Annotated in this window: 22 protein-coding genes; 2 read left to right on the top strand and 20 right to left on the bottom strand. The window is 29.4% G+C overall.

Annotation, left to right across the window (positions count from 1 at the left end):
• Nucleotides 1-131: 131 nt before the first annotated feature.
• The 17 genes from rpoZ to RWS90_RS03045 form a co-directional block, all read right to left on the bottom strand.
• Nucleotides 132-329, bottom strand: a complete 198-nt coding sequence (rpoZ, locus tag RWS90_RS02965; RefSeq protein ID WP_314548496.1) for a DNA-directed RNA polymerase subunit omega — start codon at nt 327-329, stop codon at nt 132-134.
• A 9-nt stretch (nt 330-338) separates the two neighbouring features.
• Nucleotides 339-959, bottom strand: coding sequence for a guanylate kinase (gene gmk / locus RWS90_RS02970; RefSeq protein WP_314548497.1), 621 nt, complete (start codon nt 957-959; stop codon nt 339-341).
• Between the two features lie 134 nt (nt 960-1,093).
• Complete coding sequence (locus RWS90_RS02975; protein WP_314548498.1) at nt 1,094-1,420, bottom strand: AzlD domain-containing protein; 327 nt, start codon at nt 1,418-1,420, stop codon at nt 1,094-1,096.
• On the bottom strand, nt 1,407-2,114 hold the full coding sequence (locus RWS90_RS02980; protein WP_314548500.1) for an AzlC family ABC transporter permease: 708 nt from the start codon (nt 2,112-2,114) through the stop codon (nt 1,407-1,409). The genes RWS90_RS02975 and RWS90_RS02980 overlap by 14 nt, the downstream gene beginning before the upstream one ends.
• 29 nt (nt 2,115-2,143) lie before the next feature.
• Nucleotides 2,144-3,802 carry an NFACT RNA binding domain-containing protein gene (locus tag RWS90_RS02985; RefSeq protein ID WP_314548501.1) on the bottom strand — a complete coding sequence of 553 codons (1,659 nt, stop codon included), beginning with the start codon at nt 3,800-3,802 and terminating at the stop codon, nt 2,144-2,146.
• Nucleotides 3,803-4,091: 289 nt separating this feature from the next.
• Nucleotides 4,092-4,856, bottom strand: coding sequence for a TerC family protein (locus tag RWS90_RS02990; RefSeq protein ID WP_314548502.1), 765 nt, complete (start codon nt 4,854-4,856; stop codon nt 4,092-4,094).
• Nucleotides 4,857-4,868: 12 nt separating this feature from the next.
• Nucleotides 4,869-5,630, bottom strand: coding sequence for an iron ABC transporter permease (locus RWS90_RS02995; RefSeq protein ID WP_314548503.1), 762 nt, complete (start codon nt 5,628-5,630; stop codon nt 4,869-4,871).
• Nucleotides 5,630-6,472: an ABC transporter ATP-binding protein gene (locus RWS90_RS03000; protein ID WP_314548505.1), complete on the bottom strand. Its 843-nt coding sequence runs from the start codon at nt 6,470-6,472 to the stop codon at nt 5,630-5,632. The genes RWS90_RS02995 and RWS90_RS03000 overlap by 1 nt, the downstream gene beginning before the upstream one ends.
• A gap of 335 nt (nt 6,473-6,807) precedes the next feature.
• Nucleotides 6,808-8,145 carry a branched-chain amino acid transport system II carrier protein gene (gene brnQ / locus RWS90_RS03005; RefSeq protein ID WP_314548506.1) on the bottom strand — a complete coding sequence of 446 codons (1,338 nt, stop codon included), beginning with the start codon at nt 8,143-8,145 and terminating at the stop codon, nt 6,808-6,810.
• Between the two features lie 280 nt (nt 8,146-8,425).
• Nucleotides 8,426-10,477 (bottom strand): type I DNA topoisomerase, encoded by a 2,052-nt coding sequence (gene topA / locus RWS90_RS03010; RefSeq protein ID WP_314548507.1) that lies wholly within the window; start codon nt 10,475-10,477, stop codon nt 8,426-8,428.
• A gap of 77 nt (nt 10,478-10,554) precedes the next feature.
• Nucleotides 10,555-11,316 (bottom strand): type I methionyl aminopeptidase, encoded by a 762-nt coding sequence (map, locus tag RWS90_RS03015; RefSeq protein ID WP_314548508.1) that lies wholly within the window; start codon nt 11,314-11,316, stop codon nt 10,555-10,557.
• A 14-nt stretch (nt 11,317-11,330) separates the two neighbouring features.
• The gene (locus tag RWS90_RS03020; RefSeq protein ID WP_314548509.1) at nt 11,331-12,098 is read right to left on the bottom strand and encodes a TIGR01457 family HAD-type hydrolase; all 768 of its coding nucleotides are present in this window, start codon (nt 12,096-12,098) and stop codon (nt 11,331-11,333) included.
• A 145-nt stretch (nt 12,099-12,243) separates the two neighbouring features.
• Nucleotides 12,244-13,044, bottom strand: coding sequence for a phosphotransferase family protein (locus RWS90_RS03025; protein WP_314548510.1), 801 nt, complete (start codon nt 13,042-13,044; stop codon nt 12,244-12,246).
• Between the two features lie 202 nt (nt 13,045-13,246).
• A complete protein-coding gene (gene pepV / locus RWS90_RS03030) occupies nt 13,247-14,644 on the bottom strand; it encodes a dipeptidase PepV (protein WP_314548512.1) in 1,398 nt (465 codons plus the stop codon).
• A 20-nt stretch (nt 14,645-14,664) separates the two neighbouring features.
• A complete protein-coding gene (locus RWS90_RS03035; protein ID WP_314548513.1) occupies nt 14,665-15,372 on the bottom strand; it encodes a 16S rRNA pseudouridine(516) synthase in 708 nt (235 codons plus the stop codon).
• Nucleotides 15,373-15,377: 5 nt separating this feature from the next.
• Nucleotides 15,378-17,003, bottom strand: coding sequence for a polysaccharide biosynthesis protein (locus RWS90_RS03040; RefSeq protein ID WP_314548514.1), 1,626 nt, complete (start codon nt 17,001-17,003; stop codon nt 15,378-15,380).
• 28 nt (nt 17,004-17,031) lie between these two features.
• Nucleotides 17,032-17,214, bottom strand: coding sequence for a hypothetical protein (locus tag RWS90_RS03045; RefSeq protein ID WP_314548516.1), 183 nt, complete (start codon nt 17,212-17,214; stop codon nt 17,032-17,034).
• A gap of 235 nt (nt 17,215-17,449) precedes the next feature.
• Between RWS90_RS03045 and RWS90_RS03050 the strand changes: the two genes are divergently transcribed.
• Both RWS90_RS03050 and glnA read left to right on the top strand, forming a co-directional pair.
• On the top strand, nt 17,450-17,833 hold the full coding sequence (locus RWS90_RS03050; protein ID WP_314548517.1) for a MerR family transcriptional regulator: 384 nt from the start codon (nt 17,450-17,452) through the stop codon (nt 17,831-17,833).
• Nucleotides 17,834-17,866: 33 nt separating this feature from the next.
• A complete protein-coding gene (gene glnA / locus RWS90_RS03055; protein WP_314548518.1) occupies nt 17,867-19,204 on the top strand; it encodes a type I glutamate--ammonia ligase in 1,338 nt (445 codons plus the stop codon).
• A 96-nt stretch (nt 19,205-19,300) separates the two neighbouring features.
• Here glnA and trxA read toward each other — a convergent pair whose 3' ends face one another.
• The 3 genes from trxA to RWS90_RS03070 form a co-directional block, all read right to left on the bottom strand.
• Nucleotides 19,301-19,606, bottom strand: a complete 306-nt coding sequence (trxA, locus tag RWS90_RS03060; RefSeq protein ID WP_102170221.1) for a thioredoxin — start codon at nt 19,604-19,606, stop codon at nt 19,301-19,303.
• 84 nt (nt 19,607-19,690) lie between these two features.
• On the bottom strand, nt 19,691-21,295 hold the full coding sequence (gene groL / locus RWS90_RS03065) for a chaperonin GroEL (protein ID WP_314548519.1): 1,605 nt from the start codon (nt 21,293-21,295) through the stop codon (nt 19,691-19,693).
• An 8-nt stretch (nt 21,296-21,303) separates the two neighbouring features.
• Nucleotides 21,304-21,579: a co-chaperone GroES gene (locus RWS90_RS03070; RefSeq protein WP_314083902.1), complete on the bottom strand. Its 276-nt coding sequence runs from the start codon at nt 21,577-21,579 to the stop codon at nt 21,304-21,306.
• Nucleotides 21,580-21,584: the final 5 nt, after the last annotated feature.

Consider the following 21,584-nt stretch of genomic DNA (forward strand, 5'->3'; position numbering starts at 1 on the left):
GCGTTGAACACTACAGGCATCTCAGCCTGTGTGAGTATGGACTTTCCTCAGCATTACTGCCGCGATCACTCAAAGAAAACACTTATATTACTTTACACTAAAAAAATTATTTTGTAAATAAAAAATTAAAACTATTTTTCTAAAACTGAAATTTTACCTTCGGCAATTTCTTCTAATGCTTTTCCGACTTCTTTATGTGAATTATATTTTTCTAATTTTTTTGATTCAGGATTTGCAAATAATTCTCTTGCTCTTTTACTCGCTAAAGATACTAGCATATATTTTGAATTTACTTTTGATTTTAATACATCTAATTTTGGATATAACATTTTTTTCTCCTACATTTCTTCTAATTCTAATAACGCTCTTCTATATTTCATTTCAATACGTTCGCGTTTTAAATGTTCACTTAATATAATGGCTTTAATTCTTTCTACAGCCTTATCTACCTCATCATTTTCCACAACATAATCATAAAGATGCATCATATTTATTTCTTTTTTAGCCTTTGCTATACGCGATTCTATGACATCATCGCTCTCTGTTCCACGACCTTTTAATCTATCTTTTAAGTCAGCAATGCTTGGCGGTGCCAAGAATATAAATAATGCATCTGGAATTTTACTCTTTACTTGACCAGCACCTTGGACTTCAATTTCTAAAAATATATCTTTTCCTTTATCCATCGTCTCCCTTACATATTTAACAGGAGTTCCGTAATAATTATCAACATATTGAGCATATTCCAGAAGCTCACCTTGTTGAATTAAATTTTCAAATTCTTCTTTTGTTTTAAAGAAATAATCAACCCCATCTACTTCTCCAGGTCTCATACCCCTAGAAGTCATTGAAATTGAATATTCAAAGTCTACATCATTACTTTCAAAAATTCTTTTTCTAACAGTCCCTTTACCTACGCCTGAAGGTCCTGAAAGAACTATCAATAATCCTTTCTCCATTTTTCGTATCCTTTTATTATGATTTATTATCTTTTTATGATACCACAAAATAGAAAAAATTTAAACAATAAACATGTATATTTAAGTTGAAAATTAATTTAATAATATTTTTTCAAAATTCTCAATTTTTATTTTTAAAATACAAGTCTAATAATCGCTAGTGAAAATATTCCCACTACAACTATTACCAAGAGACTTTTTGAAATAACTGCACTCAATACCGTCGGAAGTGATGCAAGCAAATTCTCATAATTGATTTCTGGAAACTCTCCTATTCTTTGAACAAATAAGCTATTAAACCATAACGCAGACATAATAACAATGGGTACAAAACTTAAATATTCCACTATCGGTTTTGGTAAATCAAATTTCTTTAATAAAATAAAGGGAACTATCCTCGAAAGCCATGTCACAATTGTACATCCTAATATTGTTAATATTACATAGTTAGTATATAACATTTTTAAGCACCACCCCTATTGCACATCCTATTAAAGTAACCACTATAATCAATACATTACTTGGAATAAAAATCATTCCAAAATACACTAAAAATAGAACAACAATAATTACAATAATTTGCACCTTTTTCTTAATAGTAAAATCTGATATAACTTGCAAATACAACAATCCTATAAACATTGCTACTAACGCAAAATCTAATCCTAAGGCATATGGATTTTCAACTATCCCTCCTAATAGCGCCCCAGCCACAGATGAAACAGCCCATGTAATATAAGAAATAAGGTTTGCTGTATTAAACCATTCAAAGTTTAGTTTTCCATTAGTATAGTTTTGTTTATTCATCCCCAGAGAAAAACTTTCATCAGTTAAAAAAGTTCCAATTGAAATATTTTTAAAGATACTATATTCCTTGAAAAATGGCGCTATTGCCATACTCATTAGAATCATTCTTGAATTGATTAGAAATGTTGCTAAAACTATAGACAATATAGGAAAACTACTAGAGAGCATACTTACAGTTATAAATTGAGCACCACCTGCATAAATAAATAATGACATCATCCCAACAATAAAGGGATTAAAACCAGCCGAACTTGCTATAATACCAAAGGCCACACCTATTCCTATGTATCCAAACACAGTCGGTAGTGTATCCTTAATCGCTGTTTTTATATCTAATTTATCATTCATGTATTCACCATCCTTAACTATTTATTGTTTTATTTTGATAAAAGCTGCCCAATAAAAACTTTATCTATCTTTTGCTTAACCGTTTTTTGCCCAGTGTAAGTCACTAGGCCCGGTTTAGCACCTGATATTTTTTTTACATTTTTTATAAGTGTCCTATCAACATTAACATACTCTTCATTTTTAAACTTCGAATAATACGCAGCTAACATTGATGCAACTTCTATTGTCTCTTCACTAGGATTACTATCAAAGATTACTACGTGACTACCAGGTATGTCTTTAGCATGAAACCATAAGTAATCTCTTCTTGCTAATTTATTAGTAATAGCATCATTTTGAAGATTGTTTTTCCCTACATATATTGCTACACCATTATGATAAACAACCAAATAACTATTCTTATTCTTTTTCTTATTAAATTTAATATTTTCTTTTAGTATTCCATTCGCTATTAATTCCTCTTTAATTTCTGCTATATCTGTTTTATCAGCATTTTCAAGTTGAAATTTAATTGTCTCAAAATAACCTAAATCCTGCTTAGCAATCTCAATTTGCTCGATTAGATTCTCAATCGTTCTCTTATTCTTTTTATATAAACTAAAGTACTTCTCTGAATTTTTTTCAATAGTTAAATTAGGATCTAACTCTATCTCAATATCCGTTAAATCTTCACTATAAAAGTTTTGTAATGTTATAGTCTCAGGTATTTTATTTTTAAATAAATAAATATTCGAAATTAAAAGTTGTCCTTTTAATTTATAATCATCTCTATTATTTGCTTGTTCAAGTTCACTTTCTAAAATATTAATTTTTTTATTCAATCTGTTAATTTTAGAATTAATAAAGTTAAATAGTTTTCTATCAGTATTTTTATTAATAGACTCTCTGACTATATCCATATAATAATAATCAAGTAGTTGTGATAATGATTCAAAGTCCTTACTATAATCTTTGACATCAAAAAAGTAAAAATCCTTTTTATCATTTTCCTCAATTATGACTGGTTTATAATATTTTTCAAATTCCTTGCAAAAACTTATAAAAGAATTTTTCAAATCCTCTGCTGATATTTTTTCAAAATAATTATTTAACAAAGCTGAAACTCCATAAAAGTTCTTCATTAAAAATTTCTTATCTTCTATGGAAAACTCAACATTAGTATAATCACTGAACTCAAACGGATTAATTTTTTTCACCGTTGGAGGTAATATGTATTGCATATTAGATATAGTCGATCTCTTGTACTCTAAACTATAACTGTTTTTTAGGGATTCCAAAATAATATTATCCTCATTAGTTAGTATTATATTTGAATGTTTTCCCATTAATTCTGTAATTAAAAAATAATATTTTTCGTAACCTAAATCATCGAAGTTTTTAATTTTGAAAATTACTATACGATCATTATTAACTTGATTAATCTCTAATATTATTCCACCAATTAAGTATTTTCTTAATACAGAACAAAAATTTGAAGGTGTTGAAGGATTTTCATAACTATTATTTGTTAACTGTATTCTAGACGCATTAGAATTTGCAGATAAAAAAAGCTTTAAGTTTTTTCCTTTTCTAATAGAAAAAACAAATTCATCTGTTGATAAATTATTTATCTTATTAATTCGACCATGAAGAATATTTTCCTCTAATTCCTCCACCATCTTTTTTACAAAAAAACCATCAAATGCCATTTTAATCCTCCTTAATATTTTTAATGTTCAATTTAAAATTATAACACATATAATATTTTGTGTATATGAAAATAATATTGCTATTTTATAATATATAAAAAAGGAGTGACTCAAAATCACGATTTCTTAAGAAACAAGATTTTGTCGAGTCACCCCGCAAAATTTATTAGATATCTGAAAAACTTTTTTAAAGCTAATTTAGATATCAATAAACCAGTGAATCTATGAGTTCTCATAGATTCTTTTTTTTAATTTAGGACTTTTGGATTAGTCCCCCTTTAGATATATTTTATTTTTCTTCAAATTTTTTTGAAACTAATACTCCCCAAACTAATAATCCTAATAATACTACCCAGAAAATAACAGTCCAAAGAGTTGAATGTGGAAATTCATGTGGTATTAAAGCTAATTTCTCATGTGCAGCTGCAATCACAAACAATTTAATACCTACCCAGCCTACAATCAAAAATGCAGCAATTTCTAAACCTGGTTTTGTTTCTAATACTTTTATAAATATATTAGCAGCATAACGCATAATAATTACTCCAACAAAACCACCAATTACCATAACAGCAAATTGACCAAGATTAATCCCTCCAATTGATGTCTCAGAAATATGAGGTAGTGTTATTGCAATTGCAACAGCCGCCAAGATTGAATCTATGGCAAATGCTATATCCGTTAATTCAACCTTTATAACAGTAGCCCAAAATCCACTTTGCTTCTTAGGCTCAGATATTTCTTCAGTATTTGCATCTTCTTTTCTTTTATCAAAAAATTCTTTAATATGAACTCCAGCCATATATACCAAATATAAACCGCCTAATACTTGAATTTCCCAATATTGAGCAAGTATTGTAATTAAGAAAATCGCTATTATTCTAAATATTAATGCTCCAGCTAATCCATACATCAATGCGTGTTTTTGATCTTTTAGAGGTAAATGTCTAACCATTACTGCTAAGACAATAGCATTATCCGCTGAAAGTAATCCTTCCAATAGTATTAAACTCAATAATACTATTACATATTGAATTAGAACCTGTGTATCCATTAAATTCTCCTTCTATCCTATGATCTTTTTCATTAATCTTACGATTAAAATAACAATTATTAAACCAGCCATATTTAATAATAAAGGTAAATAATTACCAAGACTAAGTGTTATATTTTGATTTAAATTATTAAATGACTTCGTAAAAATTGTCAATACACTATTATCAATTCTTTCTACGGGAATAGCCACTCTATCTTTAATCATTTTGGCAATGACATCTCCTCCAATAAAGAATAATAAAGAAAATGAAATTGCTAGGTTAGTATTGTTAAATAAAGTTAAAGCTAATAAATAAATAATATTAGCAAATAGTAATAATAATATCAAAATTGAAACATATGCTACTGATGTATGTACATTCATCAGTATTGTTTTCAATTCTTCAAAAATAACTCTTTTACGTAGAAATAAAAATCCAACCAAACAAGATATTATTATAGCAAAATAAACTAAAAAATAAATTAAATTTGCTATAAGTGCAAAAATATCACGAATACTTTTCTTTTTTCTCATTTCTAAAAGAACATTGACTTTTGAAATATAATCTTCTCTGTATGAATGAATATAATTAATTCCCATTGCGAAAAGAAGTAATACTAAATTCACCTTTAAAATAATATTAAAGATAGTATTTATTATCGAAATATCAAAATAAGCAGAAAGTGAATCTAATTTGTAAACAAAGGCAAAGTTCATTAGAATAAGTATAGCTAAAAATAAATAATTAAATTTACGTCTAAACAACTTTCCAAATTCAATAGTTAAAAGCATTATAAATCAGCCTCTCCCTCATACAATTTAATTTTTTCACCTAAATTACGAATCTGATATACTTCTATATTATTTTTTAGTAATACATATACTACTTCCTCTAAAAATTCTTCTCTCACTACAATTTCATTATCATGATAAAGACTGTATTTATAACCTTCTAGAATCACATCAAGATTATCTTGACTAGATACATTAATAGCAGTTAGTGTTTTTAATACTAGTAAATCTTCAAGATTACCAAAATATGATTTAATACCATCCGAGATTACTAATACTTTATCTGCAATACTATTATGTTTATTTAACATTGTATCTAAAATTATTACATTAGAATTATTTGATTTATCCAAAATCAGATCACTTACAGCTTCTTTATCCTCTAAAGTTAAAGATTTTTCCGTATTATCAACTATTAGTACATTCTGATCAACTAGAATTGAAAATAATGTATGATACTTAGTAACTTCATTGCTTAATAATTCTTTATATTTTGCTGATGCATCAAGATTTAAAAACTCCAAGTCCGCTATTAACTCCTCATCGGCATACCCAATATTAAATAAAGACAACCCTTTTTTTAAATTACTTAATAATGTTAAATCATTATAAAAACCAAAATCTCTAGAAAATAACAGTGTCTGCTTATTTATATTTTCTCTATCGAAAAGTATTTCCCCTTTAAACTTTGTTCTTTGTCTAAAAGAATCCTTTAAAACATCTAAACTAGCTGTACTATTATTCACAATAGTTAAAATTTCGCCAGTATCTACTTTGAAATCTAGTTCCAAAATAGTATCCTTTTTTATTTTCTTTGTATATTCTTTAAATTCTAAAACCATTATTTCTCCTATAATAAACAATATAATTCTTAAAATTATATCATTCTATCAATTTTCTTTTTTTAAAAATATAAGTCTACATCTTACTATAATACCATTGCTTTAACTCAATGTCAAAACAATAATCAAAAAATATAAAAAAGAAGGGAGTGACTCAAAAATCGCGATTTCTAAGAAACAAGATTTTGTCGAGTCACTCCCGCAAAGTTTATTAGATATCTAAGAATCTTCTATAAAGCGAATTTAGATATCAATAAACCACTGCACCTATGAGTTATCATATACACTTTTTTTAAAATTTAGGACTTTTGAGTCAGCCCCAACTCATTTTATATTTATTTACTTTCTTTTTTTGTAAAGAATGTTAACACAACTCCTAATACAAATCCTACTACTGCATAATTTAACCATGCAAAATCTGCAGGAACAGGAAGGAAATTAACTTTTGCTAACACATTATCAACTGTAGGTACTGCTAGTTTGAATGTTGAAGTTACTGTTGCATATAAACTAAATAATCCTGTAAATAATACTGTAGATGTATAAACCACTCTTCTTCCTCCAAAGAAATTGTTTAAGAATCCAAGTAAAATTAATACCATTGTTAATGGATATAATAATACAAGCACTGGCACAGCTCCTTGGATAATTGCTGCTAAACCGTAGTTACCAACTGCAAATGAGAATAAAGTTAACGCGATTGCATAAGTTTTATAGTTTATTTTATCATATAGTCTTACAAAGAATGAAGAACAAGCAGTTACTAACCCAACACTTGTAGTTAAACAAGCTAAGAATACAATAACAAATAGTAATAATTTACCAACATTACCAAAATAGAATGTCGTTGCACCTGTTAATACTCCAGCACCAGTTTTTTGTAATCCTAAAACAGAAACTGATGTAGCACCAATATTAGAAATGAATATATATACTAATGCTAGTAAAACTGCTGCAATTACAGCCGATTTTGCACTATTATTAAATACTTCTTGTTTTGTTTTAGCCCCATAAAGTTTAACTGAATTAATTACAATTATACCGAATACTAATGAAGCTAATGCGTCCATCGTATTATAACCTTCCATTAATCCATTAGTAAATGCTAATGATGTAGTAGCATAACCTTTTGTAGGTTCTTGTGCAGATCCCATAGGATTAACTAATGAAGCAATGATTAAAACTACCATTGATAATAATAGGACAGGTGTTATGATTGTTCCAATTCTATCAACAAGCTTATTAGGACTTATAGCTAACCATAGAGTTAATCCCATAAAGAAAGCTAAGAAAACAGCTTGAGCAACAAAAGTATGTTCTGGTGCCACAAAACTTGATAAACCTAATTCATAAGTTGTTGTTCCTGTTCTAGGAATTGCAAAGAAAGGTCCGATTGTTAAGTATAATAAAGTCGTAAAAGCAATACCGAATCCTTTTCCTGCTCTGCTAGATAAATCTAATAAGTCCTCAGCTCCTGAGTACCCCATTACAATAACTCCTAATAGCGGTAATCCTACCCCCATAATTATAAATCCAATCATCGCTGTAGATAAGTTTGTTCCAGCGTTTTGTCCTAAGAATGCTGGGAAAATTAAATTACCAGCTCCAAAGAATAATGCAAATAACATAAGTCCAATTGAAACATAAGGATTTTTCTTTAAAAATTTCAACATGTCATCTCCTCCGAAAATTTTATTTTTTAGTATGTTATATACAATAATATATTTATCAATTTTTGTCAATAGATTTTTAAAAAATATTCCATTTTTTGTTGGATAAATGTATAAAATTTTCTGATAATTAAATTTAATTGTACGATAAGTATTCCGCTTACATACTAATTATATCAATCATGAAATCACTTACTATCGTTTTGAAGATATTACCTAATCAAATTTAAATTTTATTAAAAAAGATTTGATAATTGAAAATACTTATCAAATCTTTTTTACATTATTTTTTAATTTCTTCTTTATAATCACAATCGCCACAGATAACCCCTTTTTTCCCTTCATATAAAAGATGATTACATTTTGGACATTGACGATTTATTGGTTTATCCCAAGAAACAAAGTCACATTCAGGGAATCCCTCACATCCATAGAATAGTTTTCCTTTTTTTGATTTTTTCTCTAAAATCTCATGTTTTTTACATTTTGGACAAACTACTCCTACTTTTTTCTGAATTGTATTTGTATACCTACAATCTGGGAAGTTTGAACAAGCTATAAATTTACCGAATTTCCCTAATTTAAATACTAGTGGAGATGAGCATTCTGGGCAAGATTCACCAGTAAATTCTTGTTTAATTTCAACCTTTTCCATCTCAGATTCAGCTTTTTCTACATCTTTTCTAAAATCAGTATAGAAATTATATATAGTATTTTCCCAACCAACCTTACCTTCAGCTATATCATCTAATTGGCTTTCTAAATTCGCAGTGAATTTTGTGTTGATAATATCAGGGAAATATTGTTCTGTGATTTTACTAACTAGGGTTCCTAATTCAGTAGGCGTGAAAACTTTATTTTGTAGTTTTGCATAGTATCTTTTTTGTAAAGTATCTAATATTGTTGCGTAAGTTGATGGTCGACCTACTCCTAACTCTTCTAATTCAGCAATAAGTTTTGCTTCTGAGTATCGAGCTGGAGGTTGTGTAAAGTGTTGTTCTTCTTTTAACTCTTTTACTTTCGCATCTTCACCAACTTCAAATTCAGGTGCAAGTTTCACTTTTTCTTTTTCTTTTAATACTGATAAAAATCCATTAAAAAGCAATTTAGAATACGCTCCACGATACACCACATTATTATTTTCAAATGTTGTAGTACTCGTTTCGTAAACAGCAGCACTCATACGACTAGCAACAAATCTTTCCCAAATAAGTTTATAAAGTTTATATTGATCATTAGATAAATATTCTTTAATACTGTCAGGTGTGAATTCTATATTTGTTGGTCTAATTCCTTCATGAGCATCTTGAACATTTTTATTGTTTTTTTTCACTTTAAATGCAGTAGCCAAGTATTCTTTTCCAAAGTTTTTAAGAATATACTCATTTGCCATTTTTATCGCTTCATCTGAAACCCTTGTTGAGTCAGTTCTCATGTAAGTTATTAATCCTGTAACTCCACCTAATTTTTTCAGATTAATACCTTCATATAATTCTTGAGCTACACTCATAGTTTTACGAGTTTTAAAGTTTATTTTTCTTGAAGCATCTTGTTGCATTGTAGAAGTAATATAAACATTAGGTGTACTCCTATTTTTCTTAGTTTTAGTTACATCGATAACTTTAAATGTATCACCTTTTATAGCATTTTTTATATTCTCTACATCTTTTTTACTTTCAAGTTTTAATTTTTCACCTTTATATGAGTAAAAATTAGCAGTCAAAACTTTTCTATCTTTTATAAAATCAATAGGCATTGACCAATATTCTTGAGGTACAAATTTTTGAATTTCTTCTTCTCTATCGACTATTAATTTTAATGCTGCATTTTGTACCCTTCCAGCTGATAATTTAGGTTTTACTTTTTTCCATAATACTGGAGAAATATTATAACCTACAAGTCTATCTAAAATCCTTCTGGCTTGCTGTGATTGCACCAAATCCGTATTAATTTTTCGCGGATTTTTAATTGCTTCTTTTACAGCATCTTTCGTTATTTCATTAAAAACAATTCTATTATCGGAATTATTATCTAATCCTAAAATGTGTGCAATATGCCATGCTATTGCTTCTCCTTCTCTATCGGGATCGGATGCTAGGAAAACTTTTTTTCCTTTAGCCTCTTTTTTTAAAGATTTAATTACATCACCCTTCCCTCTTATAGAAATATAATCAACATCTATATTTCCATTATCTAGTACTTCTACTCCCATTCTACTTTTAGGAAGGTCTCTTACATGACCTTTTGAAGATATTACTCTATATTTTTTCCCTAGATATTTTTCAATAGTTTTTGCTTTGGAAGGAGATTCGACTATTACTAAATTTTCTGCCATTTTCTTCTCTCCGTAGTTTTTTAATAAGTAGTATCTTAAAACATTTTTATTAACTTGTCAACTTTTTTCACTAAAATTTAATCAATTTTTGTTAAAATTAATGGCTCTTGGTTTTCTCTAACTACTATAGTATGCTCATACTGTGCAATATATGAACCGTCCTTGGCAACCAATTCCCAATCATCTTTATCAGTATTTGTTACTGTTTTAGCTTTTGTAGAAACGAATGGTTCTACGGCTAAACACATACCATCTTTTAAAATTAAATTGTCCCATGGATCAAAGTAATTGAATACATGTTGTGGTTCTTGATGAAGAGATGTACCAATCCCATGACCTGTAAGATTCTCAATAACTTGTAATTTATGCTCTTTTATTTTCTTGTGAATATTTTTTCCGATTTGGTTTATTTTTCTTCCTGCAATAGCATGTTTAATACCTTCATAAAAAGCTTCTTTAGCAACTTCACAAACTTTCTCCTTCATTTCGTCATCGACCTTACCGACAACAAAAGAGATTCCAGTGTCAGCATAATATCCATCTTTACATCCTGATACATCTATATTTAATAGATCTCCATCTTTTAATATTTTAGTGCTTGATGGAATTCCATGAGCAGCCTGATAATTTAATGAAATACATGTATATCCTGGGAAATCATACTCTGTAATCGGAGCTGATTTAGCACCATATTTTTCAAATAATTCTTTTGCGATATTATCAAGTTCTTTTGTTGAAACACCAGGAACTGCTTTTTTTACCATTTCATCTCTTATAGTTGCACAGATAAAACCTATTTCTTTCATTTTTTGTAATTGTTCTTCAGTTTTTATAATCATTTTTATTCTCCTCACTATTTAATCAATTGATATAAGTTTTCTATTGAATATGTTGGTTTTTTTTCTTTTTTATCAATATCTTCTAAACTCGTAACTCCAGTTTGAACATGAATTGTATCTATGCCACTATTAATACCTGACATTATATCAGTATCATAATTATCTCCTACCATGACTATTTGATCTTTTGAATAATTATATAATTTTATAGCACTCTCCATTATGATTCTACTAGGTTTTCCTATAAATGTGGCAATTGTCGAAGTCGCATATTCTAAATATTTGACCTGTCCTCCATTACTCGGGACAAACCCATGCGCAGTAGGAAGTAACGTATCAGGATTAGTTCCTATAAGTTCCGCTCCATTAAGAATAGCTTTGGTGGCTATTGCCAGTTTATCATACGTAAGTTTTCTATCGAGTCCAACTACTACAGCCTCAACATCTTCCTCAGTATTCTTATGATTGAAGATACTTAAAGTATTCTTCAATCCACTTTCTCCTATAATATATAAGTTTTTATATCCTTTTGTCTCCAAATAAATTTTGGTAGCATCACTTGACGTGAAAACATGCTCTTCTGTAGTTTCAACATCAAATTTTTTTAAATGTTCTACCACTTCACTTGGTTGTTTTGTAGAATTATTAGTTAAAAATAAATAATCTATATTATTTTTATTTAAATAATCAACAAATTCTTTGGCATATTTTATCTTTTTTTCACCATTATAAATAGTGCCATCCAAATCAATTAGATACAATTTATAACTTTTTATACTCATTCTGTCACTCCATCAATTACTATTAATATAATGTTTTCTCTAGTCACTTAGTGTAAAACTAGCTGAAAACAATATGTAACTAATTCTATTTTACACCGTTTATAAAAAAAATAAAAGCATTAATTAGGTTTTTCCTATTTAATGCTTAAATAAAATCGTTAAATACACTATTCAAAAAGATTAACCAAGAATTCATCTCAGATAATTGCTTTTTCTCATGATACCATACAATCATAATCATTGATTGTAAAGTTATATACCATTTTAATCTATTTCTATATTTTATTGTTGGCTTTTGACCATATATTTCCAACCATTCGTTCCAATCTGACTGAGGAATATATCGATATAATACAAAAGAAATATCAATCGCGGGATCACAAAGTATTGAATGCTCCCAATCTACTAAAAATAATTTCCCTTGATCAGAAAGCAACCAATTATCTTTATGTAAGTCTGTATGACAAGGCGTGTACTCCACATCGTCATCAGGTAAACAATTTTCTAGATAATTAAGGGCATCTACTATATTACTGTTTTTCCAAAGTTCATCTGTTATTATAGATTTCAAATTTCTAAGTGAACTTACCGCTGTTTCTTCATTATAACCTTGAGCTTTCATGATTTTTTTTAATTTAATTGATCCATGAACCTTTTTTAAAATTTCAGGAATACGCTCATCAGTCATATCTTCTGTATTCAACGTTCTACCATTTTCAAAATCTTGAGCTATTAATACATCTCCGTTACTGATACGCTTAGTCCATCTTAATCTAGGCACAATTCCTTCTGCCGAAAGAGTTGCAATCATAGGAGTAGTATTCTTTTTAATAAAATAGCGCTGATTATCCCTTGAACAAAAATAATCTTCTTTATATGTATCATCTAAAGTCCAGCCCATCTGATAATATTCTTTAGACATATTCAATACTGCTCCTTTCTTCAATCTCTTTTTAAAATTACAATGCACTATATATTTTACAATCTTTAACCATTTTTTTCAAGATAGTATTTTATAAAAAAAATTAAAAATCTCAAAGATATTCTAATTTTATTTTCTAAACACCATCAAATATCTTTGAGATTCTTTATTCATCAATTTTTAATTATAATAAAAATTATATCAAATAAATATTTTTATAAATATTTTATTCGCAACAAAGTTTATAAATTCCTTCTGCATAAATTGCAGTTGCCAATAATAAGTCTTCTATTTCTAAAAATTCATTAGCTTGGTGCATTGTATCTTGTTTCCCTGGAAATAAAAGTCCAAATGCAACACCTTTTTTAAGGCAGCGGGCATAAGTTCCTCCACCTAATACAAATGCATCATTTTTCATATCACCTGTGTATTTTCTATATACATCCATTAATGTAGTAACTAATTCATCATCTTTTGGTACATAGTGCGCTTCTTTAGTACTAGTAACTTCAATATTAATATTGTCTACCTTCACACTACTTAATCTTTCTACTAAACTGAATTTTTTAGGATGACGACAGTCTGTTGAAATCACAGCTAGTTTTTCTTCTAAGTTGTAATTTAAAATTCCATAGTTGTATGTTGCAGCTCCCATTTCATCATCAGAGTAGTCGATTCCTAATTTTGTACCGAATGGATCATTAGCAAGTTTTTCTACGATGTAATCTACAAAGTTTTTACCATTAACATCTAATCCTAATGTACTTAAAAATTCTGCTAATTTTGTAGCACCGTTTATCCCAAATTGTGGTGTAGAACCATGGGCCGCTTTCCCTTTTAGAGTTAACTTAATAGTTTCTGCTACATTAACCTCACCTTCTAATTTCTCTTGACTTAAGAATTTTTCGAATTTTTCCTTAATACCTGCTACTTCGCCAGCTAATTCCGCTTCAGCACTGGCAATTACCATATTAAGTACTTGCCCACCATTAAATTTAACAAGTTTGTAATCATATAATTCAGAATCTTCAACAAAAATCAACTTATGATCGAATGTAGTACGTGCTTTCTCAGCATATACAAGAGGGAACATTGCGTCTGGTGTGAACCCTAAAGCAGGTTGTTCTTCGTGTTTAAAATATGATTCAACACATCTAAATCCTGTTTCTTCATCACTACCAATAATTAAACGAACACGTTTATTCCATTTAACTCCTAGTTTATCTAAAAGTTTAACAGCGTAATATGCTGCCATTGTTGGTCCTTTATCATCAAGTGATCCACGAGCATAAATTTTTCCATCTCTCACTTCAGGTTTAAACGGATGACTAATCCAATCTGCTTCAACAACTGGTACCACATCTACATGCCCAAGAATACCAAATAGTTCTTCTCCCTCTCCTACTTCAATGTGACCAGCTTTATTTTCTACTAACTTAGTTTTATAGCCATCACGTTCTCCAAAAGATAAAATTAAATCTAAAGCTTCTTTAGGTCCTCTACCGAAAGGTGTTTCGTCAGTTATATCAGTACCTAAAATTGATCTTACTCTTAATAAATCAAAAAGGTCTTTTAGTAAGTCCTCCTTGTAATTTAACACTTCTTGTTTAAAATTGATATCCATGATATATCCCTCCATTAATTTTATTTATTTAAATTTTTTATTTCCTTATCTGTTAAATATCTATATTCACCTAATTTTAGAGTCTTATCCAACTCTAATGTTCCTATAGATAATCTTTTTAAATATGTTACTGTTGTACCAAGAGCCTTCATCATTCTCTTAACTTGATGAAACTTGCCTTCGGTAATATAAATATTCGCAATACTTTTCACCTTAGAAGATTCAAGTATTTCTAATCGTGCGCTCTTACACTTATAACCCTCATCTATAACAAGCCCATCTTTCACTAATTCAAGATGCTCTTCTTTTAATTCTCCGCTTACTTCGACATAGTATTTTTTCTCTACATCCTTCTTAGGAGAAATTAATTTATGGGCGAGTTCCCCATCATTTGTCAGCAACATCAGTCCCTCAGTATCCTTATCAAGCCTACCTACAGGAAAAACTTTATATATGCGATCTTTTTCTTCTAATAAATCAACTACAGTTTTGTCAATCGCATCTTCCGTAGCTGATATAACATTTTGTGGTTTATTCATCATTATATAAACATATTTTTGATAAAATAACCTATTTCCATTTACTATAACCTGATCATTAATTTCATCAATCTTATAATCAGGGCTTTTTACTAAAATATTATTAATTAATATTCCCTTTTTAATAATTTTTTTCGCTTCTGCTCTACTTAACGTTGTCGTAGCACTAATAAATTTATCCAATCTCACTATACTTATCTCCTTAATCTTCTTAAAGATGATAACGTTATTTTTCTACCAAATAAGTATTTATCAAATTTCATTTTACTTATACTAAAGAAATAAATTAATATTCCAAAAATTGCACATATTGAAATCAATGTCATACTTGAAATTTTCGATTCAATAACAAAATTAGAAGCTATTGATTCATATACAGCCGCCACCGCAATAAACATAATGAAACAACTACTTAACAATATCATTAACCTTGATAAAAATTCAACAATTTTTAATTTAACTTCTCTATTTATAATAAACAAGTTAATCACTATCATTACAACATATGTTGCTATAGAAGAAAAAATAACACCATTAGTTTCAAATGCTATTACAAATGGAGTAATTGTTAAATATTTAACAACTAGACCAATAGAGATTGCAATAAGATTTAGTAACTGTTTATTTACAGCCTGCATTATAATACTAGTTAAACTATATACAGAATATAAAACTGCTAGAGGTAAATAGAACCTCAACAAATCTGCGTTAATTGAACTTCTACTATAAAACGTAGAATATATAGGATCGGCTAAGACATACATTCCTACTAATGCAGGAAGTACAATCATCATTAACGATAATATAACTTTATTAATTTGACTACTAACGGTAACCTTATCCCCTTGAGCAAATAACCTCGTAATAGATGGTAAAAAAGTACTAGAAAATGCCGGTGCTATAGCAACTGCTATCATAACAACCTTATTAACAAGTTGCAAAGCTGAAAATCTTCCATCTACGATGTCTGCTTTTCCAATCTGAGTCATGCCGTGTATAAAATTATGCTGGTCAATTATATTTAATATCGGAAATAATCCTACTATAAAAATAAACGGAATTGAAACAGAGAAGAATTCCTTTACTAAACTAGATGTCGAAATATTCAATTCAACCTCATCTTTTTCTATACTAAAATCTAAATTACCTTTAAACTTTGTGTAAAAAAAGAAAAGTATAATTAAAGAAAATACAGCACCTACTGCTGCAGCAAACGTTGCACTAACATTTCCTTCAACTACTCCATATCCTAAAATTCTCATTATAAAATACGTAGCGCCAAGCATAAACGCAATACGAGCCACTTGCTCTATAAATTGACTTAGTGCAGATGGTAACATTATCTCATGACCTTGAAACAGTCCTCTAATTCCAGCTGAAACTAAAACTAATGGAATTCCAAAACTTAAACTTTTTAAAACTAATGCTCCTTCTTGTGGGGTGAATTTTTGTTGATTACTTATTAAAATTTGCTCTGAAATGATACCAGAACCAAAAAATAAAATACAAAATCCTAAAATCCCCATCACAACTAATAACCATGACCCTAACTTATAAATCCTTCTACTAACACTATAAGCTCCTATCGCATTATATTTAGAAACTAATTTTGCAATTGCTAGAGGTGTTCCCGCTCCGGATATTTCCAAAATAGTCGCATAATAACTATATCCATAATTGAAAAGCGCCATTTGTTCTTCTCCACCTATTATTTGGTAAAATGGAATAAGATACACAGCTCCTAAAATCTTTGTCAAAATCAAACTTATGCTAAGCATTGCAGTCCCTTTAAACAAGGAATCTTTTTTCAAAATTTTCACATCCAAATCTTTTATTTAATTGTATTTTTTATAAGTATAAATATTGATAGCAATACACTAATGCAGCAACTAGACTGTATGCAGCCACCAATTTCAATACTTTATCCATACGTCTTCTTTTTATTTTGTTGTTAGCTACCAGTACTATGTACGAACCTAATAAAAGTACAAATGTAATAACAAAAACAACAACAGATAAAAATATCGCCATACTATCATCCTTTCTTTTTTTATATTAACTATTATTTTATCATGATTTTAAAAAAATTTAAACATAGTTTCATAATATAATTATAAAAAATCCAATAAATTTACATCAAATTGATACACTTTATATGATGTAAGATTTTCTAACATAAACTTTATTTTCTCTATTATTTTTGTTATTATACTATATAGATATAAAATATTTTTATTTCACAAAATCTAATGAGAGAGGTACAACTATGGGATTCAAAGAATTACAAAAAAATCTTCCAGTTTTTTCTATAAGTGTAGTTACTAAAATTACCCAACTCACAGCAAGACAAATAAGATATTACGAAGAAAAAAAACTCTTTAGCCCAAAACGTACAGAGGGTAATACCAGGCTTTTTTCATTCAATGACATCGATAAACTATTAACAATTAAAGATCTACTTACAAAAGGCTTCAGCCTAAAAGCTATCGATGAAATCATTAACCAAAAAGAAGTCTCTGCCGAAACAACACAGATTAGACAAATTATTCATAACGATATATTTGCCGGACCTAACGGTTTACCTAGAGAACGCTCTATTGGACGTGGTGATTTATCTAGATTTTATAACAATAAAAAAAATAAATTTTAATGTTAGATTTTTTTACAATAATAAGGAGACGACATGGCTAAAACTATTACTAGAGAAGAGATTCTTAAAACAATTAAAGAAGAAAATGTTAAATATATTCGATTACAATTTACCGATATTACAGGAACAATAAAGAATGTAGAAGTTCCTGTTAGTCAAATTGATAAAGTATTAGATAATAATATGATGTTTGACGGTTCATCAATTGAAGGTTTTGTGCGAATTGAAGAAAGCGATATGTATCTTTACCCAGACTTAAATACATTTTTAGTATTCTCATGGGACAGCGAATACGGAAAAGTTGCTCGTTTCATCTGTGACGTATACACTGTTGATAGAAAACCATTTGCTGGTGATCCTCGTGGTAATTTAAAACGTACTCTTGAAAGAATGAATAATCTAGGTTTTGACACACTAAATCTAGGTCCTGAACCTGAATTTTTCTTATTTAGACTTAAAGAAAATGGTGAACCTAGTTTAGAATTGAATGATAACGGTGGTTATTTTGACCTTGCTCCTGTCGACTTAGGTGAAAACGTACGTCGTGATATCGTACTTGAATTAGAACGCCTTGGATTCGATATTGAAGCAAGTCATCACGAAGTTGCTCCAGGTCAACATGAAATTGACTTTAAATATGACGATGTTATTACAGCTTGCGATAATATTCAAACTTTTAAACTAATCGTTAAAACTATAGCACGTAAGCATGGTCTTCATGCAACATTTATGCCAAAACCAATATTCGGTATCAACGGATCAGGAATGCACTGTAACGTATCACTTTTCAGTAAGGGTGAAAATAGCTTCTACGATGAAAATAGCGAAAATGGTTTAAGTGAAGTTGCCTCTCAATTCATCGCCGGAATTTTAAAACATGCTCGTAGTTTTACTGCTATATGTAATCCAACAGTTAACTCGTATAAACGTCTAGTTCCAGGGTATGAAGCTCCATGTTATGTAGCATGGTCTACTTCTAATCGCTCTCCTCTAGTACGTATCCCTGCAGCTCGTGGTAAATCTACTCGTGTAGAAGTTCGCTCTGTAGATCCAGCTGCGAATCCATATTTAGCTATGTCAACTATCTTAGCAGCAGGTTTAGATGGAATCGAAAATAAATTAACTCCAGCAGCTGAAGTAAGAAGTAATATTTATGTTATGACTCGAGAAGAAAGAGTTGCAAATGGTATTGACGAACTACCTTCAACACTTTATACTGCTCTAAAAGAATTATCAGTTTCTCCTATTATGAAAGAAGCACTTGGAGATCACATTTTCTATAACTTTATCGAAGCTAAGTCAATAGAATGGGATTCATTTAGAACTCAAGTTACCGATTGGGAAATTGAGCAATATTTAAAAAATTATTAAATACAAAAAATAAGGATGAACTCAAATTCAAGTTCATCCTTGTTTTTTATGACATAAAAAAGGCTATAGAAATCAAGTCTATAGCCTTTTTACGTATTAGTATTTTGATAATAATTCTACTAATGCTTCTTTTGGTTGGTATCCAGTTTTTTCTTCTAGTACTTCTCCATTTTTCATGATTAGTAGCGTAGGAATTGACATAATTCCAAATTCACCAGCAGCTTCTTGATTTTCATCAACATTAACTTTGTAGAATTCAATATTAGTTAATTCATTAGAAACTTCTTCTAAAACTGGCGCTAACATTTTACATGGACCACACCATGGTGCCCAAAAGTCAAATACTTTTACACTATCAGTTTTTGATAGTTCAAAAAATTCTTTATCTGTGATTTCTCTCATTGTTTCAATCTCCTTTAAAACTTATAAATTTATTTTATAATATCACAAAATAATATTCAAATATTTTGTCTTACCTAATTTTTTCTACATCATTGGCATTTGTGGTTGCATAGGTTCATCTTTTGAAACATCAGCTACCACAGCTTCTGTAGACAAGAATAAACTTGATACACTTGACGCATTTTGCAAAGCAGAACGAGTAACTTTTGTCGGATCAACTATACCTACTTTAATCATATCAACCCATTCTTCAGTAGCAGCGTTGAATCCATACCCTACTTCTACTTCTTTTAGTTTAGCTACAATAACACTACTTTCTAAGCCAGCATTTTCTGCTATTTGTCGAACTGGAGCTTCAAGTGCCTTTTTAATAATATTAATTCCAGTTTGTTCATCACCGGTTGCTTCTAATTTTTCAACCTCAGAAATTACTTGAACAAGTGCTGTTCCACCACCAGGAACTATACCTTCTTCTACTGCAGCTCTAGTTGAGTTTAGAGCATCTTCAATTCTTAGTTTTCTTTCTTTTAATTCAGTTTCTGTTGCTGCACCAACTTTAATTACAGCAACTCCACCTGATAATTTAGCTAATCTTTCCTGTAATTTTTCGCGGTCAAATTCAGAACTTGATTCTGCATAAAGTGCTTTAATTTGTTGTGCTCTAGTTTCGATTTTTTCTTTATCACCTTTACCACCAACAATAACAGTATTATCTTTAGTAACATTAACTTTAGAAGCTTTACCTAACATTGCAATATTAGCATCTTTCAATTCTAAACCTAAGTCATCGGTAATAAGTGTTCCACCTGTTAGAATAGCTATATCTTCTAAAATTGCTTTTCTTCTTTCTCCAAATCCAGGAGCTTTTACAGCTACAACATTAAATGTACCGCGAAGTTTATTAACAACAAGTGTAGCAACAGCTTCTTGTTCAACATCATCAGCAATAATCAACAATGGTTTTGCTGCAGCCACTACTTCTTCTAATACAGGTAAAATCTCTTGAACTGCACTAATTTTTTTATCAGTGACAAGAACATAGGGATTATCCAAGTCCGCAACCATTTTTTCTGTATCACTTACCATATATGGTGATAGATATCCTCTATCAAACTGCATCCCTTCTACGACTTCTAAAGTAGTATCTAATGCTTGAGATTCTTCAATAGTAATGACACCATCATTACCTACTTTATCCATTGCTTCTGAAATAAACTTTCCAATTTCTTCATCAGCGGCTGAAATAGCTCCTACTTGTGCTATTTTATCTTTAGAATCTACTGTTACACTAATCTCACGAAGACGTTCTACTGCAACTTTTACCGCTCTTTCCATACCTTTTCTTATACCTATAGGGTTAGCTCCACTTGTAACATTTTTTAAGCCTTCCGTTATCATAGCTTGAGCTAGAATAGTTGCAGTAGTTGTACCATCTCCTGCTATTTCATTCGTTTTATTAGCAACTTCAGCCACTAATTTTGCCCCCATATTTTCATAAGGGTCTTCTAATTCTATTTCCTTTGCAATAGATACACCATCATTTGTTATTAGTGGTGATCCAAATTTCCTATCTAATACCACATTTCTTCCTTTTGGTCCTAATGTTATTTTTACAGCATTTGCCAATTTATCTACACCAACTTTCATAGATTGGCGAGCATCTTCTGAAAATTTTAATTCTTTTACCATGTTTCCTCCTATTCTTCAATAACAGCAAGAACTTCTTCTTCATTTACTAAGAAATATTCTTCGTTTTTAAAACTTACTTTTTTATATTTATCTGAAAATACTACTTTACTTCCAGCAGTTAATTCACCTTCATTATCTTTAGATAATAAGCAACTTTCTCCTAAAGCAACTACTATTGCAATATTTGAAGCTTCTTCTTTTGAAGCTAATACTATTCCACTAGTTGTTGCTTTCTCTTCTTCTACTTTTTTTAATAAAACATTGTCGAATAATGGTTTAATCATATTTC

The sequence above is a fragment of the uncultured Gemella sp. genome (assembly GCF_963529685.1).
In the GTDB taxonomy this organism is placed as follows: Bacteria; Bacillota; Bacilli; order Staphylococcales; family Gemellaceae; genus Gemella.

Bases quoted from the DNA above. Each gene is read 5' to 3' on its own strand.
- rpoZ (WP_314548496.1), bottom strand. From the start codon at position 329: ATGTTATATCCAAAATTAGATGTATTAAAATCAAAAGTAAATTCAAAA.
- gmk (WP_314548497.1), bottom strand. From the start codon at position 959: ATGGAGAAAGGATTATTGATAGTTCTTTCAGGACCTTCAGGCGTAGGT.
- RWS90_RS02975 (WP_314548498.1), bottom strand. From the start codon at position 1,420: ATGTTATATACTAACTATGTAATATTAACAATATTAGGATGTACAATT.
- RWS90_RS02980 (WP_314548500.1), bottom strand. From the start codon at position 2,114: ATGAATGATAAATTAGATATAAAAACAGCGATTAAGGATACACTACCG.
- RWS90_RS02985 (WP_314548501.1), bottom strand. From the start codon at position 3,802: ATGGCATTTGATGGTTTTTTTGTAAAAAAGATGGTGGAGGAATTAGAG.
- RWS90_RS02990 (WP_314548502.1), bottom strand. From the start codon at position 4,856: ATGGATACACAGGTTCTAATTCAATATGTAATAGTATTATTGAGTTTA.
- RWS90_RS02995 (WP_314548503.1), bottom strand. From the start codon at position 5,630: ATGCTTTTAACTATTGAATTTGGAAAGTTGTTTAGACGTAAATTTAAT.
- RWS90_RS03000 (WP_314548505.1), bottom strand. From the start codon at position 6,472: ATGGTTTTAGAATTTAAAGAATATACAAAGAAAATAAAAAAGGATACT.
- brnQ (WP_314548506.1), bottom strand. From the start codon at position 8,145: ATGTTGAAATTTTTAAAGAAAAATCCTTATGTTTCAATTGGACTTATG.
- topA (WP_314548507.1), bottom strand. From the start codon at position 10,477: ATGGCAGAAAATTTAGTAATAGTCGAATCTCCTTCCAAAGCAAAAACT.
- map (WP_314548508.1), bottom strand. From the start codon at position 11,316: ATGATTATAAAAACTGAAGAACAATTACAAAAAATGAAAGAAATAGGT.
- RWS90_RS03020 (WP_314548509.1), bottom strand. From the start codon at position 12,098: ATGAGTATAAAAAGTTATAAATTGTATCTAATTGATTTGGATGGCACT.
- pepV (WP_314548512.1), bottom strand. From the start codon at position 14,644: ATGGATATCAATTTTAAACAAGAAGTGTTAAATTACAAGGAGGACTTA.
- RWS90_RS03045 (WP_314548516.1), bottom strand. From the start codon at position 17,214: ATGGCGATATTTTTATCTGTTGTTGTTTTTGTTATTACATTTGTACTT.
- RWS90_RS03050 (WP_314548517.1), top strand. From the start codon at position 17,450: ATGGGATTCAAAGAATTACAAAAAAATCTTCCAGTTTTTTCTATAAGT.
- glnA (WP_314548518.1), top strand. From the start codon at position 17,867: ATGGCTAAAACTATTACTAGAGAAGAGATTCTTAAAACAATTAAAGAA.
- trxA (WP_102170221.1), bottom strand. From the start codon at position 19,606: ATGAGAGAAATCACAGATAAAGAATTTTTTGAACTATCAAAAACTGAT.
- groL (WP_314548519.1), bottom strand. From the start codon at position 21,295: ATGGTAAAAGAATTAAAATTTTCAGAAGATGCTCGCCAATCTATGAAA.
- RWS90_RS03070 (WP_314083902.1), bottom strand. From the start codon at position 21,579: ATGATTAAACCATTATTCGACAATGTTTTATTAAAAAAAGTAGAAGAA.